This window comes from Sporosarcina sp. FSL K6-3457 (genome assembly GCF_038007285.1).
Classification (GTDB): Bacteria; Bacillota; Bacilli; order Bacillales_A; family Planococcaceae; genus Sporosarcina.
Window position 1 is genome coordinate 365,039 of the sequence record NZ_JBBOWX010000001.1, and the last position, 19,187, is coordinate 384,225.

General features: G+C 41.6%; 20 protein-coding genes. 14 read left to right on the forward strand and 6 right to left on the reverse strand.

The genetic code is table 11. The features are described 5' to 3' along the window. The first annotated feature begins 33 nt into the window (after positions 1–33). From N1I80_RS01855 to N1I80_RS01865, 3 genes are all read left to right on the forward strand, one after another. Positions 34–1,275: an IS91 family transposase gene (locus tag N1I80_RS01855; protein WP_340736277.1), complete on the forward strand. Its 1,242-nt coding sequence runs from the start codon at positions 34–36 to the stop codon at positions 1,273–1,275. After that, positions 1,250–1,501: a hypothetical protein gene (locus N1I80_RS01860; RefSeq protein WP_340736278.1), complete on the forward strand. Its 252-nt coding sequence runs from the start codon at positions 1,250–1,252 to the stop codon at positions 1,499–1,501. Before N1I80_RS01855 ends, N1I80_RS01860 begins: the two co-directional genes overlap by 26 nt. A 234-nt stretch (positions 1,502–1,735) precedes the next feature. Next, a complete protein-coding gene (locus tag N1I80_RS01865) occupies positions 1,736–3,028 on the forward strand; it encodes a DUF5068 domain-containing protein (RefSeq protein ID WP_340736279.1) in 1,293 nt (430 codons plus the stop codon). Between the two features lie 67 nt (positions 3,029–3,095). Here N1I80_RS01865 and N1I80_RS01870 read toward each other — a convergent pair whose 3' ends face one another. The 4 genes from N1I80_RS01870 to N1I80_RS01885 all read right to left on the reverse strand — a co-directional run bounded on the left by N1I80_RS01870 (position 3,096) and on the right by N1I80_RS01885 (position 7,525). After that, on the reverse strand, positions 3,096–5,243 hold the full coding sequence (locus N1I80_RS01870) for an MMPL family transporter (protein ID WP_340736280.1): 2,148 nt from the start codon (positions 5,241–5,243) through the stop codon (positions 3,096–3,098). Between the two features lie 293 nt (positions 5,244–5,536). Further along, on the reverse strand, positions 5,537–5,737 hold the full coding sequence (locus N1I80_RS01875) for a cold-shock protein (protein WP_067205063.1): 201 nt from the start codon (positions 5,735–5,737) through the stop codon (positions 5,537–5,539). A 157-nt stretch (positions 5,738–5,894) separates the two neighbouring features. Beyond that, entirely contained in the window at positions 5,895–6,893 is a 999-nt protein-coding gene (locus N1I80_RS01880; RefSeq protein ID WP_340736281.1) for an inorganic phosphate transporter, read from the reverse strand. A gap of 11 nt (positions 6,894–6,904) precedes the next feature. Beyond that, positions 6,905–7,525, reverse strand: a complete 621-nt coding sequence (locus N1I80_RS01885) for a DUF47 domain-containing protein (protein WP_340736282.1) — start codon at positions 7,523–7,525, stop codon at positions 6,905–6,907. A 1,147-nt stretch (positions 7,526–8,672) separates the two neighbouring features. On the opposite strand from N1I80_RS01885, the gene N1I80_RS01890 reads away from it, so the two are divergent. The 9 genes from N1I80_RS01890 to N1I80_RS01930 all read left to right on the forward strand — a co-directional run bounded on the left by N1I80_RS01890 (position 8,673) and on the right by N1I80_RS01930 (position 16,358). Beyond that, positions 8,673–9,206, forward strand: a complete 534-nt coding sequence (locus N1I80_RS01890; RefSeq protein ID WP_340736283.1) for a hypothetical protein — start codon at positions 8,673–8,675, stop codon at positions 9,204–9,206. A 24-nt stretch (positions 9,207–9,230) separates the two neighbouring features. Further along, positions 9,231–10,784, forward strand: a complete 1,554-nt coding sequence (locus tag N1I80_RS01895; protein ID WP_445683627.1) for a flotillin family protein — start codon at positions 9,231–9,233, stop codon at positions 10,782–10,784. Between the two features lie 71 nt (positions 10,785–10,855). Further along, positions 10,856–11,167: a hypothetical protein gene (locus N1I80_RS01900; RefSeq protein ID WP_340736284.1), complete on the forward strand. Its 312-nt coding sequence runs from the start codon at positions 10,856–10,858 to the stop codon at positions 11,165–11,167. 73 nt (positions 11,168–11,240) lie between these two features. Further along, complete coding sequence (locus tag N1I80_RS01905) at positions 11,241–12,179, forward strand: HD-GYP domain-containing protein (RefSeq protein WP_340736285.1); 939 nt, start codon at positions 11,241–11,243, stop codon at positions 12,177–12,179. Between the two features lie 328 nt (positions 12,180–12,507). Beyond that, positions 12,508–13,440 (forward strand): HD-GYP domain-containing protein, encoded by a 933-nt coding sequence (locus tag N1I80_RS01910; protein WP_340736286.1) that lies wholly within the window; start codon positions 12,508–12,510, stop codon positions 13,438–13,440. Positions 13,441–13,489: 49 nt separating this feature from the next. Continuing rightward, positions 13,490–13,954, forward strand: a complete 465-nt coding sequence (locus tag N1I80_RS01915) for an NUDIX hydrolase (protein ID WP_340736287.1) — start codon at positions 13,490–13,492, stop codon at positions 13,952–13,954. Between the two features lie 34 nt (positions 13,955–13,988). Next, positions 13,989–15,371, forward strand: a complete 1,383-nt coding sequence (gene fumC, locus N1I80_RS01920; protein WP_340736288.1) for a class II fumarate hydratase — start codon at positions 13,989–13,991, stop codon at positions 15,369–15,371. Between the two features lie 5 nt (positions 15,372–15,376). After that, complete coding sequence (locus tag N1I80_RS01925) at positions 15,377–15,775, forward strand: HIT family protein (RefSeq protein WP_340736289.1); 399 nt, start codon at positions 15,377–15,379, stop codon at positions 15,773–15,775. Between the two features lie 82 nt (positions 15,776–15,857). After that, positions 15,858–16,358: a PCYCGC motif-containing (lipo)protein gene (locus N1I80_RS01930; protein ID WP_340736290.1), complete on the forward strand. Its 501-nt coding sequence runs from the start codon at positions 15,858–15,860 to the stop codon at positions 16,356–16,358. Between the two features lie 49 nt (positions 16,359–16,407). Here the strand turns inward: N1I80_RS01930 and N1I80_RS01935 are convergent, their stop codons facing one another. Both N1I80_RS01935 and N1I80_RS01940 read right to left on the reverse strand, forming a co-directional pair. Beyond that, on the reverse strand, positions 16,408–17,280 hold the full coding sequence (locus N1I80_RS01935) for a DUF3298 and DUF4163 domain-containing protein (protein ID WP_340736291.1): 873 nt from the start codon (positions 17,278–17,280) through the stop codon (positions 16,408–16,410). Further along, positions 17,277–17,774 (reverse strand): RNA polymerase sigma factor, encoded by a 498-nt coding sequence (locus N1I80_RS01940; protein WP_340739945.1) that lies wholly within the window; start codon positions 17,772–17,774, stop codon positions 17,277–17,279. Before N1I80_RS01940 ends, N1I80_RS01935 begins: the two co-directional genes overlap by 4 nt. Before the next feature lie 172 nt (positions 17,775–17,946). On the opposite strand from N1I80_RS01940, the gene N1I80_RS01945 reads away from it, so the two are divergent. Together N1I80_RS01945 and N1I80_RS01950 are read left to right on the forward strand one after the other, a co-directional pair. Then, positions 17,947–18,603, forward strand: a complete 657-nt coding sequence (locus N1I80_RS01945; RefSeq protein ID WP_340736292.1) for a Dph6-related ATP pyrophosphatase — start codon at positions 17,947–17,949, stop codon at positions 18,601–18,603. 26 nt (positions 18,604–18,629) lie between these two features. Further along, positions 18,630–19,124 carry a hypothetical protein gene (locus N1I80_RS01950; protein ID WP_340736293.1) on the forward strand — a complete coding sequence of 165 codons (495 nt, stop codon included), beginning with the start codon at positions 18,630–18,632 and terminating at the stop codon, positions 19,122–19,124. The last annotated feature ends 63 nt before the right edge of the window (positions 19,125–19,187 follow it).

Here is a 19,187-nt window from a genome sequence, read left to right on the forward strand (position 1 = left end):
TAAACTGTTCGTATAACGATAGGAGGATGGAATATGGGCCGAGATAATGAAGGAGTCATCAAGAAAATATTGAAAGATCATTTCGTGGGATTTTGGTATTTACACGAGCACTTATTTCCGGAATCTTATCGAGAGGATATCAAGGAAACAGTTCTAAAAACAATCAAATGCGGGTCTTCTGATTTGGGGTATGCTAAATATGAATGTTTAGGATGCGAAGGGAACCCAAGGCCTGTATTCGTTTGTTTCACATGTAAAAGTCGTTTTTGTAATAAGTGCGGGAAAAAATATACGGATGATTGGTCCGATAAACAGCAGGAACTGATATTGAATGTTCCACATCGTCATATGGTTTTTACAGTTCCACAGGAACTTAGAAACATCTTTTTTCAAGATCGTAAAAAGTTGAATGAACTGAGTCAACAGGTAGCTCAGGTTTTTCAATTTTATTACCAACGGAAAAGTAAGAAGCGTCAGTTACAAACAGGTATTATTACGGTAATCCATACCTTTGGTAGGGATTTGAAATTCAATCCTCATATACATGCTTTAGTGACAGAAGGTGCAATTGATAATCGGAACGAATGGAGTCCAAGCGAATATATTCCGTATGAATACTTGAGGAAATCTTGGCAGAAAGTACTTCTTGATTTGGTGAAAAAGTGGTTTTCTGATGATCAAAGAGCACAGGATTTAGTAAATGACTTGTACAGTCGTTATCCGAAGGGCTTTTATGTAAATGCGGAAAAGAAAATGCAAAATGCAAAAGGAGCTGCCAAATACATCGGTAGATACTTGGCTAGACCTGCAATTGCTGAATATCGCATAGAAGAATATGACGGTAAGATGGTCACGTATTGGTATGAGGATCACAAAACAGGAAAAAGAGTAGATGTGAAACAGTCTGCGTATAGATTTCTATATAATATTTTACAGCACATCCCACCCAAACACTTTAGAATGGTGGGTCGTTTTGGGTTGTATAGCAGAACGAAACATAAAAAGGCAAAACAAGTTTTGACCCTTTATGCGTTCATGCGCACAAGACAATTATCATTACTGTTGGAGAGGAAACAAAAAAAGAAAACGTATCGACAGCGTATGATTGAGGCCTTTAATCGTGATCCTTTCCTGTGCCCACATTGCCATCGTGAGATGGATTTAGTGGAAATCTGGCATGCTGACTATGGATTTTTGTATCATTACATGGAGGGGATGGAGATTATCAAAATACGAGGAGAATCAGCAAATGACAGGAAACAAAGAACGGGATGAATTGAGCAAAGAATTTCTACAATCATTACAGGAAGATGATCCATTTGGTTTAAACGAAGAAATGGAGACAGTATTATTTGAGTGTGTGGATTGTCGTGAAGAAGACGATGTTCCTGATTTTGTTGTACAAGATTTTCAAGTGGAATTAAAGAAGGACGAAGAAGTTGAGATGGAATGTCCTTTTTGTGGTGGAACCATGCGGAGGGCGAAGAAAAGTCCCAAGTGAATTGTTTACACTTGGGACGTGGACAGAGGCGCTTTAGCGCTTTTGTTCTTTCGGTCATCAGGCATTAGTAACTAGTATATATAGGGATTAATGTTTGGTTTATGTGAAAATAAACAAGTCCTTCCTAATCATTTTACTCTGTTTTCCTAATTTTAGTTTTCTTTATAGCCTTACTATGATTAATTGATTAGGTGGGTATTTATAAAACTAGAAATTTGAAGGGGAGTAGAAAAAATGAAATATAGGAAAATATTACTCATGCTAGCTGGAAGTGTACTTTTACTTGCAGCATGCGGAGATGATGAGAAAAAGCCTGAAGAGCAAGTGGAAGCAGAGCAAAGTAGTGAAGTAGTGCAAGTTGAAGGGAAAGGGGAAACAGTATCCAAGGTGGTCGATGCCTTGGAGGAGTTGAGAGTCAATTTAGAAGCACGGGAACAGCCAGACGAACCGGTTATACAAGATGATACAGCCGTTCTTAATCCGAACATTGCAGAAATGACCGAAGGCGATGTTGAAGTCCTTTATTCAAATAAAGAGCCAGGCTATGCCCATGATATGGATGGATTTGTTGTGACTATTGACGAGTACCAAGTAACAAAAGTGTCCGATGTCAACCGTGATTCCGAGTATTTATTCAAGGGGAATATGGAGGGCTATGTCATTACGGCCTTGGCTACCTATGAAAACAAGCGCGGTAACCCAGTCTATTATGCTGGATTTGCGTCACTGCTCATGGATAATCGTTTTGACATCGTTTACGGGGATAAGTTCAAATTGGTGCCGCGTGAAGAGGTATTGCATTCGGGTGATCCAGCCAGTGTCAATAAGTATCCCCCTGGGTTCAAGAAGCAGGGATTTCTATCGTTTGTCATGACGAACGAACAGTATGACAAGCTAGCTACGACGAAGCCGAAACTGATTATTGATGGAGGTGCTTCCGAACGAGAAGATATGAGGGAAGCTTATTTGGAAGAAGCTGTTTTCGATTTTATTTATAGTGCAGGCAATGAGGAAGCAATTGCTGCTGGACCTGCCTTTTACCGGGATGATTTGACGAATCAAAACATCGCAGACAAAACGATGATTTTTGAAAAGACGGGCATTGGACAAAAGTTGGAGCTTGAAGGTGTGGAAGTGACGCTGGAAGGTGTTCAATATACAGAAATTGAACCAACTGATCAATATAAGAGCACCTTCCGCAACTTTGCAGATGACGGGATTGTTGCGCTAACGGTTAAGTTCAATATCGACAATAAATCCGATGAAACAATAAAGCTAGATGGCATTGGCTCGATATTGAGTGTAGATGACAATGAGTTTAGGTATTTCTATCAGGGGTCACTTGAGCCTGAGAGGTTAAAAACGCTTGAACCAGGCAAGTCAGGTGAGAAATTGCACGTATTCCTGTTTGATAAATATCAGTTCGACCGCCACAAGAAATTTGAACTGATCTTTGGACCATTTTCAGGAGATGACGGCAAGAAGTTATTCAAAGGGCGCGACGTTTTGTTTACATTGCCGCGATAATATACAGAAACGCACATCAAGGATTTATCTGTCCATGATGTGCGTTTTTTATATGGTACGTGTGGATTTATTTCTTTTGTTCAAACCGTCGATTATCGGAGCGATAAAGTCCTTTGCCGAACGGTAACCACCAGTTCCATTTACCAAATATTTTCATCAAGCTTGGCACGAGAAGTAGTCGGATAATCGTTGCGTCGATAGCAACCGCGATGGCGATACCAACCCCGATTTGTTTAACGGGCATAACATCGGTAAAGGCAAATGCACCTGTTAGCACAATCATGATAAGTGCAGCGGACGTGATAATCTTGCTTGTCGTCGCAAGCCCTTCTACAGTTGCGCGGTCATTGTCAAACGTATTCGCATACTCCTCCTGCATCCGTGAAATGAGGAACACCTCGTAGTCCATGCTGAGTCCGAAGACCAGACTGAAGACGATGACAGGGATAATCAGCGCGATTGTACCGGACTCAAGACCGAAATGTCCGTATTGGAAAATATAGACCAGAATTCCGAACGTTGCAGACAACCCAATGATATTCATCAAAATCGCTTTGATGGGAATTAAAATGGAACGGAAAGCGATCATTAAGATGAAGAACGTTGAAACGACGATGACGATGAGCACGTAGACGATTTTATCCCATATTTCATCGAAGATTTCCTGATTGAACTTCGGTTGACCACCAATTAATAAATTCTCAGCTGTTTCCTTCTCGGACCAATCACGTACCCATTGTTGTGCGGCATCAGAATCACCAGCAGCTCCAAGTGTGACAGGAATCATGAGTTGTTTGTCTTTGACGAAGGTTTCCACAAGGGGAGTGAGTCCGGTCGCCATTTCGGGTACTTGTAAGGCTTGCTCCCATTGTTCAACTGAATCAATGTCACTTGCGGTAAAAATCGTCGTTACTTTATCCACAAGCGCATCCTTTGTTAGTTGTTCTTCCAGTGTCTTCATAGCTTGAAGACCTGCTGTATTCTCCCAACCTTGTGCACGTTCTGCGACGATATAGACGGATGATTGGTCACCAAGACCGAATGTATCATCCATTAATTCAAAAGCTTGGCGGGTATCGTACGACTTAGGTAGTGAATCTATGGCTGGAATCGTCAGCTCCATATTTTTCACAGGAACTATGGCGATACCGAGCAGGATAAAGGCGACGATTGTAATGGTGATCGGTCGTTTAATAACGCGATAGGCGAATTTACGCCAATTGTCCGCGCCTTTGGCTTTTGGCTTGAGAATTTGCCATTTGTCAATGCGATCACCGAGAGCAATGAGCACGGATGGTAGTAGGGTAATGGAGCTAAGTACAGCCATACCAACGACAATCATGCCGCCAATCGCGATGTTCTGGAAAATATCAACTCGGATAAGCATCATGGCACCGAGTCCGATGAAAACGCAAAATGCAGAAAAAACAACGGATCTTCCTGCTGTACGGATAGTTGTAGAGACAGCTTCTAGCATGTCGCTCTTTCTGCGTTCCTCACGGTAGCGGCTAATGAATAGCAGAGCGAAGTCGATACTGAGTGCGAGTCCAAGCATCGGGATGATATTTAAGACAAAAATGGATAGATCCATTTGTCCGCCCAGAATCGTCAGCACACCGAACGAAGTGACAACGGTAACGACGCCGATGATAAGTGGTATGAATGAGGCGACGACTGTCCCAAAGGCGAAGAGAAGGACGATAATCGCAATCGGTAGGCCGATAGCTTCAGCTGTCATTAAGTCGCGCTGACTGGCCGTGTTGATATCTTTTGAAATCGCAGAAGCACCTGTCAGTGTAATTCCCTTTTCGTCGCCAATGGCATCTCGAATAGCTGTGACGATGTCAGACATATTTTCTGTCTGATTATCAAAATGGAGCAGGGCATAGGCAACACCTTTTGTATATTGGCTATCTTCTTCTAACGGTGAAGCAATCGCTGACGTTACGTCAAGCTTTTCGATATTATGAAGCGTCGTTTGGATTTTATCATCTGATATGTCATCGAAAACGACAAACATCGTTTCTGCTGGCATATCAAATGTGTCAGAAACGATATCCATGACAGCGGCATGTTCGCCGTCCATTTCGAAGCCGTCTCCTGCAAGAAGTCCTGGCAACTTAATGGCGAAAACAGCCATCACAATGAAAATCGCAATCCATGCAAAAATAATATACTTATGTGCGCTCGTTACAAATCGCGCGAGTGTACGCATACAATCCGTCCTTTCGATATGTAGATTGACTCTATTCTTCTATCATAACGGAAAATGTTGGAGATGTCTTTTTTAGGGGAAATTGTTAGTGTGAAAGTGAAAACTATATATGTTGATGTAAAGAATCCTACTAACAACGCTCGGCGCCTTCGCTGATGATTATATAGAAACATTGATTCTTATATACAAGGGGGATTAGCCAAACTGTCGTGGCGAAGGCTGGGACAGCAAAAATCTGGACAAAGAAAAAAGCCAATCCTCGAAAGGACTGGCTTTTGAATGGTTAATTAAAATTAGTTTTTGTTAACGTTTGTAGCTTGAAGACCACGTTGGCCTTGCTCGATTTCAAACGTAACATCTTGGCCTTCTTCAAGAGACTTGAAGCCTTCTCCTTGAATAGCTGAGAAGTGTACGAATACGTCGTCGCCATCTTCACGTTCGATGAAGCCAAAACCTTTTTCTGCGTTAAACCATTTTACTTTACCTTGTTCCATGTTTGTTTCCTCCTCGTATGCTATATGCATACATTGTGTTACTATCCTTGCTCAAGTCTTGAAGCGGTCAAGATGTATCGAGACCATCGCGTCGAACAAAAATAATTCTTCTTTATCATAACAGAGCCTAAATCGGAATGCAAGTGAAATGACTAAATTAAAAAAACAAATTCAGAACCTGATAGATAATCGCAGCAAGCGTTGCTGAAATAGGTAATGTGATAACCCATGTTACAACGATTTTTTTAGCAACGCCCCAGTTAACCCCTTTAACGCGTTGAGCCGATCCTACCCCCATAATGGCGGAAGAAATAACATGTGTTGTACTGACAGGTAAATGAATCAACGTAGCTCCAAAAATGATGATGGCAGATGATAAGTCGGCTGCCGCCCCATTGACTGGACGAATTTTCATAATTTTACCGCCAACGGTCTTAATAATTTTATAACCACCGATTGACGTTCCAAGCCCCATTGCAGTAGCTGCTGCAATTCGTACCCAAAGCTGAATATCGTCGCCGGTTTGTAAATTGGCAGCGATTAGGGCCATTGTAATAATCCCCATCGCTTTTTGCGCATCATTTGTACCGTGCGTGAACGCTTGTAGCGCAGCTGTACCAATTTGTAAATAGCGGAATCGCGTATTGGCTTTGAATAAGTTCCTATTTTTAAATAGAACCTTGAACAACGACATCATCAAAAATCCGCCAGCAAGTGCGATGAACGGAGAAATGAGTAATGCCTGTAAAATTTTCAAAAATCCACTGTAATTCAAAATTCCCAACCCAGCTGCAGAAACAGCAGCACCTGCGATGGAGCCAATCAAGGCATGTGAGGAACTGGATGGAATACCGAAATACCAAGTAATCAGATTCCAAGCGATTGCCGCTGTCAGTGCTGCCAAGATTACAAGCGAACCATTCTCAAGAACGAATGGATCGACGATATCTTTTGAAATGGTTTTTGCGACGCCTGTAAATGTGAGTGCACCAACAAAGTTCATGATGGCCGCCATCAAAATAGCCGTACGCGGTTTTAGTGCGCGTGTCGAAACGGAAGTTGCAATGGCGTTGGCTGTATCGTGAAATCCGTTGATGAAATCGAAAGCGAGCGCAAAAATAACAACCATTATCGTAAGGAAAAGTATTGTATCCATAAGTCTCCTCCTTACGCGTTACGCATAATGATTGTTTCAATTGTATTTGCTACATCTTGTCCATAATCAGCAATATCCTCGAGTTGCTCATAAATGTCTTTGAACTGAATAATACGGATTGGATCTTTCTCACGGATGAAAAGCTGTTTGATGGATGTACGAAGAACCTCATCACAAATTCGTTCGTATTCCTTAATTTGTACGGCATGAACACGCATTGCTTCCAGTTTTCTTTTAGAAAGCAATTGCATAGCAAGGACAATCTCATCCGTACTTTTCACGATGTTTTCCATGAACTTTTGGACGTATTCATCAATGTCAGTGAGTGAAAACATTTCAAGATGAGCGGCAAATTGCTCAATACCGTCGAGGATATCATCCATTTTAATGGCTAATTGTAAAATATCTTCCCGTTCAATAGGTGTCATGAATGACTTATTGAGCTTAGTAATAAGTTCGTGGATAAGTGTGTCGCCTTCTGTCTCATAATTTTTAAGCTTAATGCTGACTTCTTTTAAATCAGCGGCTGTTTCTACTTTGAAATTATCTGCATAGTGGATTGCTTCTTGTACATTTTCTGCAATCGTTAATAATGCAGTGAAGAAAGGGTCTGTTTTACGTTGATTAAACATCATTAGCCTCCATCCGTCTCCGGAAATAAATTATTGTGTCCTCATCATAACAAAATCATAAGAAATCGGGACAAATTTCGACAAGATTTACACAAACTTAACATAACTTTTACGAAAAGGGGGTTGTTCTTTTGAAAAGTGATAATTCAGTAATAGGAATGTCCCTTACTAGCGTACCCTTTTCTTTAGTTCAACTAACGATATAAGTTGAGCTAAAGAATCCCCAAGAGCTGAGCGTTGTAAGTAGTATTTTTTAGTTCAGCTCTACTCGCACCTGCTGATTAACCAAAAAATAACTTAATCAAACACTATGCGCGCTGTGTACAGTTCTTTTGGTTCGCTGTGGATTGAACGACTTCTATACGATTACCGGGGTGTTTCTATGTATAGGGATGGTGGTCGTTCATCCATCGCTCTCCAAAAACACTTATACACAAAGTGCTAATGCTTTTAGGGAAGAAAGAATAGCTAGCTTTTTACGTGGATAAAAGCCGCCAAAGATACAATTTTGGCAGCTGAAGCTTTTACCATGGTCCTTCCCACTGTTATTTTAGGAAGTATTACATTCTTATAAAACTTGCTAAAAGTAAAGTGGGAGTACCTTATACAAAGTGCAAGTGTGCCCGAAATTGCATCTTCGGGCACTTACACTCTATAGAAAGTCATCTATTCTTTTTTTGCCAAACAACTGCATTTTTCACTTGAACGTTGTAGGTACGCGATAGGCAAGTATTCATAACAAGATGACCGAAAAAGGATGACTAGAAATGACGAAGTCGTTTCTAGTCATCCTTGCTCCTGGGGGAGGAAGGAACTGCAATTCCTCCTTGGTAATGATGTCTTGATTATTTCGTCGAAAGCGAGCCGGAAATGATCTAGTGAAAATGGTAGTTTTCAAGCCTTTTTCACCGGTGCATTAAAATGGTTAATCAACAGACGTGAGCTCTACTAAATAAATATTGGGATAGAGTTTTTTGAAGCAATTCATGGACTTAAGCAGTTACCGATATTTACGCTAAGCGATTGGATTGTCTTAACTGATAGCGAAATTGAAATGAAGGGGAAATTAATTTTTAGTAAATTGAAACTTATTCCATAACTGCCCGTATATATAGTAAGGCAGAAAAGTGAAAGTGGAGGTGATGGGATGGAACTGTTTGGGATGCCGATTATGCAAGTATATTTGGTGGTGTTGATTGTCGCGGGCCTGGCAACGGTACTGTACATCTTTTTCAGTGACATGGCAGAAGGTATTGGTGAGGTAAGTCCATTGTTAGATCCAGCGATTATACTTGCATTCATAACACTTGCCGCCGCCGCTGGCTATATACTGGAGCTTGTGACAGCCTTGAATAGTGGAATCATTATCGTCATCGCAGTAGTTATTGCAGCTATACTCGATTTTCTTCTGTATTTCTTTGTACTGCTACCAATCAGGTCGGCGGAAGTGTCAATTGCTTATACAGATGAGTCATTAACTGGTCAGGTTGCGAAAGTGATTGTCCCTGTGCCGGTAGACGGTTTTGGTGAAATTGTCATTGAGTCAGTGAGTGGGGTTTTATCGAAAAGAGCAGCAGGGTACGAGAATACAGCTATTGCGTATGGCAAAGAGGTACTTATTATTGAAGTGAAAAATGGAACATTTATCGTCAAGGAGTATGAACCATTTCACTTTAAATAAATTTTACAAGGGGGAAATAATAGGATGGATATGGGAATTTGGATTGTAGTTGGAGTTGTCGCTTTTGTTTTATTGGCAGTGATTCTCGTTTATGTGGCGAAGTATAAGACAGTCGGTCCGGACGAAGCGCTTATTGTAACAGGGAGTTATATAGGAACGAAAAATGTACATACGGATGAGTCAGGCAACAAGATTAAAATCATCCGTGGTGGCGGGACATTCGTGTTACCGGTATTCCAACAGGCAACGCCACTGAGCTTATTATCGAGTAAGCTAGAAGTGACGACGCCGGAAGTATATACAGAGCAAGGTGTTCCGGTTATGGCGGACGGGACGGCGATTATTAAAATTGGTGGTTCAATCTCGGAAATTGCGACAGCTGCCGAACAGTTTTTAGGAAAATCAAAGGTAGACCGTGAAAACGAAGCGAAGGAAGTATTGGAAGGTCATTTGCGTTCGATTCTTGGATCTATGACAGTTGAAGAGATTTATAAAAACCGAGATATGTTCTCGCAAGAAGTGCAGCGTGTGGCTTCGCAGGATTTATCGAAAATGGGACTTGTCATTGTGTCGTTTACAATTAAAGATGTACGCGATAAAAATGGCTACCTCGATTCTCTAGGGAAACCACGTATTGCACAAGTGAAGCGTGATGCAGATATTGCAACGGTTGAAGCAGAAAAAGAAACGCGTATTAAAAATGCGGAAGCCTCGAAAGAAGCACAGAAAGCTGAAATTGAGCGTGCGACTGAAATTGCGGAAGCAGAAAAAGAGAATCAGTTGAAAGTTGCGGATTATCGTCGTGAGCAGGACGTAGCGAAAGCGCGTGCTGACCAAGCATATGAGTTGCAGACAGCCGTTTCCAAGCAGGAAGTTATGGAGCAGGAAATGCAAATTCAAATTATTGAGCGTCAAAAGCAAATTGAGCTGGAAGAGAAAGAGATTTTACGTCGCGAGAAGCAATATGATTCTGAAGTGAAGAAAAAAGCGGATGCGGATCGTTATGCCATTGAGCAAAATGCAGAAGCTGAAAAATCAAAACAAATTACAGAAGCGGATGCGGAAAAGTACCGCATTGAGGCACGTGCAACAGCGGATGCAGAAAAAGTTCGTCTTGATGGGCAGGCAAAAGCCGATTCCCAGCGTGCCCAAGGGGAATCAGAAGCGGATATTATTCGTCTGAAAGGTCTTGCAGAAGCCGAAGCGAAACGTAAAATTGCGGAAGCGTTCGAACAGTACGGGCAAGCTGCGATGCTTGATATGATTGTCAAAATGCTACCAGAATATGCGAAGGAAATCGCAAGTCCATTGTCTAACATCGACAAAATTACTGTCGTTGACACAGGTGGTGGCGAAGGCGGCGGTGCGAATAAAGTGACGTCGTATGCAACAAACTTAATGACTACGTTACAAGAAACATTGAAAGCTTCTTCGGGTATTGATGTGAAGGAAATGCTGGAGAATTATTCGGGAAAAGGTACAATTCGCCCGAGTATTGACCAGCTAACAAATGAAGTAAAGGCAGCGAATACGAAACAACTTGTTGAAAAAGAAGTAGTAGCTGATGAAGTGAAATAAATAGAAGAGGAAAGAGTCCATGCGCAATTATTGCGTGTGGACTCTTTTTCTTTATATTGCAAGTGGGCGCAATGACTAGCTGTCCGCGCGCAATCCTTGGCGTTATCCGTGCAATGACTAGCTGTCCGCGCGCAATCCTTGGCGTTATCCGCGCAATGACTAGCCGTCTGCGCGCAATCCTTGGCGTTATCCGCGCAATGACTAGCTGTCCGCGCGCAATCCTTGGCGTTATCCGCGCAATGACTAGCCGTCTGCGCGCAATCCTTGGCGTTATCCGCGCAATGACTAGCTGTCCGCGCGCAATTATTGCGTGTGGACTCTTTTTCGTGATACATTATCCTTTTTTTATTCGACAAGAATTGCAAGCGGGTATAGGAAGTTAATAATCATTTTGCTATAATTGAATTATTCAGATATATCTTGGCGATTATACAACTTAATTTGGGAGGGGAGAATATGCTAACCCATTCAAACAAATCCTTTGTTAACTATACAGAAGAAGGAAATCCAACCTTGCGCCTTAGCTCAGTTGAAATTATTTTGTTGGGAAGGTGGGATGGGTTGTCAAATGCCCTTCTAACATTACATAAAAACCAATTTTTTATGGCGAAGTATAACAACAAACGCTTCGAGAGGGAATCCTATTTGCTGTTAGAAGGTGTTGTGGAAATGGAGGTGAATGGGTGTCGTCGTTTGATGGAAATTGGTGAGATAATCGATGCTTCTACCTATAAAGAGACTGTGTCGTTTTATGGAGAAACAGAAGCTACTTTTTTACTTAAAATAGATGCAAGAGCTTATGAAGAACATTTTCTTGAAATGCAAATGCTTCAAAAAGAAGCTGAAGAAATTGAATTACTAGACGGCTATACCTATCATCATTGCGATCGTATTAAAAATTATACAATTGAAGTATGGAAGCACTTGGATATGCCGGGAGATACGCAAAATCTTATTTTGTTGAGATGGGGATCCTATTTTCATGATATTGGCAAACGGGCAGTTCCGTTGGAGATATTGAATAAACCGGGGAAGCTAACCCCTGAGGAATGGGAAATTATGAAATCCCATACAACGGAAGGTGCAAAAATGGTACGAGAACATGCTGTAGAATGGCTTAAAGATGTTGCATTTATTGTTGAACAACATCATGAAAGATATGATGGCACGGGCTATCCATATGGTTTAAAGGGAGATGAAATTGCGTTGGAATCTGCCATTGTTTCTGTCGTTGATGCCTTTGATGCTATGACAACAGACCGTGTCTATAAGAAGGCATTGCTGATTGAGGAGGCAGTCGAAGAGCTACAGGCAGGAAAAGGGACGCAATTTAACCCTGAAGTAGTTGATGCATTTTTAGAGGTATTGGAGAACAAGCAGTTTAAGTGGAAATAAAGAAATGTAGAAGACTTGGGGCAATGCGTCTGCTTTTTGTAGTAGAGCTACTTTAGTGAGTTATGTAGTATTTGTGAAAGGATATGTACATAGTGAATAAGGAAAGTAGAACAGACTCGGGCAACTGGGTCTTTTTTAATTGCTTGGGAAATTATGAAATCTCATACTGTGGATAAGTTATGACGTAGAGATTTCGCGTCTAGGCTCCAGCGCTTTTGTTCTTCTATAAAAATTGTCAGCAAGTGTGGAAGTTAATGATCAATTTGTTATAATTATATTATTCAGACATTATTCGATGACTATACAACTTAATTTAGGGAGTGCGAGTATGCCAACTAATTTTAGTCAGTCGTATGCTAACTATACAGAAGAAGGATACCCAGTTGTCCATCTAGGTTCGGTGGACATCATTTTACTTGGAAGATGGGGTGGGTTGTCAAATGCCCTCCTATCATTACATGAAAATCATTTTTTTATGGCTCAATATAATATGCAACACGCCTTAGTGGAATCCTATATGCTATTGGATGGTAGTGTGGAAATGGAGCATGACGGTAAACGCCGTTTGATGGAAATTGGTGAGGTAGTTGATGCATCCCAATATGGACGAGCTATTACGTTTTATGGAAAAACAGACGCGGAAATTCTAATGAAGATGAATGCCGTAACCTATGAAGTCATCTTTTTTGAAATGCAAATACTTCAAAAGGAAGCAGAAGAAATCGAAGCACTGGATGGGTATACATATCACCACTGTAGCCGTATTAAAGATTACTCCATTGAAGTGTGGAAACGTCTAGATATGTCTAAGGAAAGCCTTCGCATTTTACGATGGGGTGCTTATTTTCATGATATTGGCAAGTGTGCCATCCCGTTAGATATTTTAAATAAACCTGGGCAGCTGACGGCGGAGGAATGGGAAATTATGAAGACCCATACGACAGAGGGGGCGAAAATGGTACGCAGGCACTCTGTTGAATGGTTAAAGGACATTGCATTTATAGTTGAACAGCATCATGAGCGCTACGATGGGAAAGGCTATCCATATGGTTTAAAAGGAGATGAAATTGCTCTGGAAGCAGCTATTGTCTCCGTTGTTGATGCCTTTGATGCTATGACAACAGACCGTGTCTATAAGAAGGCATTGCTGATTGAGGAGGCAGTCGAAGAGCTACAGGCAGGGAAAGGGACGCAATTTAATCCTGAAGTAGTTGATGCGTTTTTAGAGGTATTGGAAACCAAGCAGTTTAAGTGGGAATAAAGACTCGGGAAACTGGGTCATTTTGGCATGTGTATAAGGAGGAAATCCAATGGACTACATACAAACAATGAGGAAAATGATCGGCAAGGAACCGCTGTTAACAGTGGGATGCGGTGTCATTATTACGAACGAGGGAAAAATATTGCTGCAGCATCGCACAGATGCAGACAATTGGTGCATTCCAGGTGGATTGATGGAGCTTGGAGAAACGTTTGAAGAGACGGCGAAGAGGGAGACTTATGAAGAAACAGGATTGAATGTGGAAGGACTGCAATTGTTTGGTCTTTATTCGGGGGAGTCCGGTTATGCAACGTACCCGAATGGCGATCAGATGTATAGTGTGCAAGTCATTTTTCATTCTGATGAGTATACGGGTGAACTGAATCAGGGGGGAGCAGAAAGCAGAGCGCACCGTTTCTTTGGTAAAGATGAATTACCTAAAAATTTGAACACTATACAAAAAGCGTTCATCCAAGACTGGGCGGATGAAAAAAAGCTACCAGTCATGAGATAATGAAAACACTTACACTTGAAAGGTGATGGGGAAAATGGATTATCGTATTGAACATGATACATTTGGTGAAATTAAAGTACCAGCGGACAAGTTATGGGGTGCACAGACACAACGTAGTAAGCAAAATTTCAAAATTGGCGAGGAAAGAATGCCGATAGGCGTTGTTCACGCATTTGCACATTTGAAAAAGTCAGCAGCAATCGCGAGCCATGCACATGGCGCTATTTCGGAGGCGAAAATGAAAGCTATTTCCGCTGCTGCGGATGAAGTAATCGCGGGGAAATTGGATGATCATTTCCCGCTTGTCGTTTGGCAAACAGGTAGTGGGACACAATCGAATATGAACATGAACGAAGTGTTAGCTAACCGTGGCAATCAATTGCTGGAGGAGTGGGGCGAGGAAGAACGTCTACATCCGAACGATGATGTTAATAAATCACAAAGCTCGAATGATACATTTCCAACAGCCTTGCATGTCGCAGGTGTTATTGCTGTCCAACAGCAGCTCATCCCGGCAATCGGTCAGTTGAAGGCAACGCTTGGCAAAAAATCGGAAGAATTCATGGATATTATTAAAATCGGTCGTACGCATTTGCAAGACGCTACGCCATTGACACTTGGGCAAGAAATTAGTGGCTGGCACCGCATGTTGGAGAAAACGGAAAAAATGATTACAGATAGTGTTGAATCGATGAAGGAACTCGCAATCGGCGGAACCGCAGTTGGGACAGGTTTGAATGCACCTGCTGGATTTGGCGATCGTGTTGCGGAGGAAATTAGTAAGGCAGTAGGCATTGAGTTCACTTCTGCGCAGAATAAATTCCATTCATTAACGAGCTATGACGAAGTTGTTTATGTTCACGGGGCTATCAAGGCATTGGCGGCAGATCTTATGAAAATCGCCAATGATGTACGTTGGTTGGCAAGCGGACCACGTTCCGGTATTGGCGAAATTACGATTCCGGAAAATGAACCAGGAAGTTCGATCATGCCTGGGAAAGTGAATCCGACACAAAGTGAAGCGCTGACAATGGTCGTCGCACAAGTGATGGGGAATGACGCAGCAATTGGTTTTGCGGCGAGTCAAGGGAACTTTGAACTAAACGTTTTCAAGCCTGTCATCATTTACAATTTCCTGCAATCAGTGACGTTATTGAGTGATGCAATGATTAGCTTTAATGATAACTGTGCAGTAGGTATTGAACCAAATCGTGAGGAAATTGCGCGCAAAGTGCAAAACTCACTAATGCTTGTAACGGCATTGAATCCGTATATTGGTTATGAAAATGCAGCAAAAATCGCCAAAACTGCCCATGCAGAAGGCACAACGTTGAAAGAGGCGGCGCTGAAAACGGGTTTATTGACAGAAGAGCAGTTTGACGAGTATGTCGACCCATCGAAAATGATTGGGAGATAAGAGGCATGTACGAAAAAGAGTGCCCGTATTGTAACTTGCTAGCAGATCCAGAACAACAAATTATTTTTGAAAACGCAACATGTGCTTATATTCAAAAGCCTTCCGAACAACAAGTTTTGGAAGGTAGTGGTTTAATTGTTCCGAAACGGCATGCGCCAGACGTGTTTTTGCTGACGAAAGAAGAGTGGAGAGACACGCAGGAGCTTCTATTGAAAGCGAAATCCTATTTGGAAGAGTCGTATGGACATGATGGTTATTCAGTCGGATGGAACACGGGGAAAACAGGTGGTCAATCAATTCCGCATGCGCATTTACACGTCATTCCACGCTTTGCAGATGAGCCTCATGCCGGGAAAGGCATTCGTCATTGGATTAAACAAGAAAATAATCGACGGCATTCTTAATTGTCCACAATTCCGTAACCCATGAAATTGTTAGTTTGGGCTATGATGGAAGAGTAGACTCAAAAGTAGGAGTGGACATAAGATGAAAAAACGATTAATGCTCATTTTGCTTGCTATGACATTTGTTGTTGCAGCGTGTGGTCAGAAAGCTGATACAGACCATGAAAAAGACCATTTGGAAGTCGGACAACACAAGCAATTACCAAATGGTGACTTGCAGGAAGTAACGGCGTCTGCCGCTGAATTACCAGCATTCCTAGATGATAAGTCAAAAGAAATGCGCCTTGTCTACCAAGTTGCGGGGACAGCAACGGATATTCTTGACTATATGCCATGCTATTGTGGCTGTGGCGATAGTGCGGGTCATGAAAGTAACACAAACTGTTTCGTTGATGAGGTTCGTGAAGATGGATCTGTCGTGTGGGACGACCACGGAACACGTTGCCAAGTTTGTCTTGAAATTGCGGTACAATCTGTAAAGATGACGCAAGAAGGAAAAACGTTAACAGAAGTACGTAATTTTATTGATGAAACCTATAAAGAAGGCTATGCACAACCAACAGATACAAAGATGCCGTCTTAAACAGACATGAAAAAAGCAGACACAATCGCGTGTCTGCTTTTTTCATGACTTATTTAATATACGTATCGCCTACAAGATGGTTTTTCAAAATGTCTGTTGGGATTTCAAATGTTTGGATGCCCATATAACCAGGAGCTATTTCGTATTTGTCGAATGAAATAACTAGTTTGTTCGTGTCGGTAATATAGAAAGACTGATCCAATTTGATTGTTTGGAAGTCCTCTGCAAACTCAGAATTCAAAAAGTAGATGTTATTTTCGTCTTCTGCCATTTTTCGCTCCATCTCACCTGCTATATAAGCACTAATTGTTTCGACGTATGTGTCATCTTTAAAAAGACTTGGCAATGTGATTAACACATTATTTTGCTTATCAATCGTGTCATACTTCATAATAGTAGAAGAAGATGCGACTGTGTTCACTTCGTAACGAGCAATCGATAGTAGTTGGTCGTTATCGGTCAATACTTCATAACCCGAGTCTACGCCCATATGACCGCCGCCAGCCTTCTCTAATTCTGCAACATCTTTTTCAAACTGTTCGAAAAGCACTTTGTTTTCTTCTATATACTTATTGTTTAAAGTAGCTTGTAATTCTTTATTGCTCAACCCTTCAATTGCAGGTGTCGAGACATCCGCTTGATACGTTTCTTTGTCCACTGTCAATTGTTGCACGGTTAAGACGTTGACGAATGTGCCGAGTACGGGAACATTGGCCATTGCCTGTGCAAAGGATGGACTCATATTGATACTTCCTAGAAAAAGAGCAGCTGCTGCAGCGGCACCGATTGCCCACTGTTTAAAAACGGGACGTTTTTTGCGTGAAGCCTTTGCCTTGTTGATAGATGCATTCACAATATCCTCTAACTCGGACGGGATTTCTGTTTCACTATAATCTTTTTTCAGCTTATTTAACTTTTTCATAATCTAAATTCCTCCCCAACTTCAATACGTAATTTCTTCAATGCCGCATATAATCTCGTCTTGACTGTATTGATATTGTCGCCCGTCACTTCGGCAATCTCTTCGATTTTCAAATCCTCGAAAAATCGAAGAATGATAAGCGTCTTGTATTTCGGCGGTAGCTGGTCAATGGCGTTTTGCAAGTCTATATCCGTAAATTCATCTTTCTGTTGCGGTAAAAAGCTACCGAGAATGTCATCGTCCATCACAGTTACCCGCTGATGCTTGCGGATAAAATCAATCGCCGTATTGACGACTATCCGATAAAACCATGTTTTCAAAAAGCTTAACTCATCGAGTCGATCCACTGAATGTAGTGCCTTTACAATGGCATCTTGTACAATATCGAGCGCATTTTCTTTATTGCGTACATAGCTATATGCTAGCCGATAATGGGCTTCACGGTTTTCAACTATAAATTTTTCAACAAGTTCAAACTTCTCATTTTTTGTCATGACAAAAGATTCACCTTCTCCAATTTCCAACATGTCGCGAACACGTTACAATTATTTGACGGGGGATAGCCGTGAAAAGTTTGATTTATGAATGTAATGTAGTTCACGGAATATTTTGTAAGGTAATCGTAAAGCTATGGTAAAATAAATACAAGAGTAGGGAGTGAGGAAAATGAAGGATATACCATTTGTTGCATCATGGAGCGGTGGGAAAGATTCTGCAATGGCGTATTATCGGGCGCTACAAGCAGGAGGTATTCCGCAACGGTTGTGGACAATGTTTGAGGAGGATAAAGAGCGGTCAAAATCGCATGCACTACCTTTTGCGGTTGTTGAGGCACAGGCAGAAAAGTTAGGCGTGCCATTGATGATTCGGGGAGCGAGCTGGAGTAGCTATGAGGCGCAGTTTTTGGATGCCATGCAAGCATGCAAAAAGTTGGACATTGACCATGCTGTTTTCGGAGATATCGATCTTGAAGATCATTTACAATGGGTACAGAAAACCTGTGCAAAGGTTGACATGAAGGCGGTACATCCATTATGGCTAGAGCCCCGTCGTAGCTTGTTAGAGGAATTTGTGGCAGCGGGATTCGAGGCCTATATTGTTGTGGTCAATACAAAAATGATGCCAGCACATTTCATTGGCCGCAAATTTACTATTGAACTGATGGATGAATTGGATGCACTCGGCATTGATTCGTGTGGAGAATCTGGTGAATTCCATACGGTTGTTGTGGATGGACCGATTTTCACTGAACGTGTGCCTGTTGTGTTTTCGAGGCAGCATGAACGGGATAGCTATGTGTTTTTGGACGTGACACTAAGCTAAATGTCTAATGAAAAGGGGTGTTTTCATTGCGTGCGAAGAGTTGGAAATGGCTCTTGCCAGTCATGTTGATGTTAGGGGCATGTTCGTCTACGGTTTATCCTAAAGAAATGCCTGATGACTTTGATTTTAGTGTGGAGTATGGGGTGGGAGGCAAGCGGAAAGTCGATACTTTTACAGACACTGTTGTGAAAGATTTAGTGATGGATGGCGTAGTGGAGGTATCTATAGCATTAACGGATGAAGAGATGCAGGATATTTATAGGAAGATGGTTGCTGTCGATATGATGGGGGAGCTGGATTTTGAGAGTGATGGAAACGCACACTGTGCGACCGAACCTGAAATACGAACGGAATGGATTATTCATCTAAATGGGGATTTGAATACTATTCAGTATGCGACACTTTGTAATAATACATCGAATTCACTAGCTATTATGAAGTTGCAGGACTATATTCATGAGATAGTGGCGGTAAAAGAAGAGTATCAAAAGCTTCCAGAGCCGAATGGGTATTATGAATAAAAGTACGTTTCCGTAAAAATAAAAACGTATTCTTAAATTGATTTGATAAAAGGGGCTAAGAAA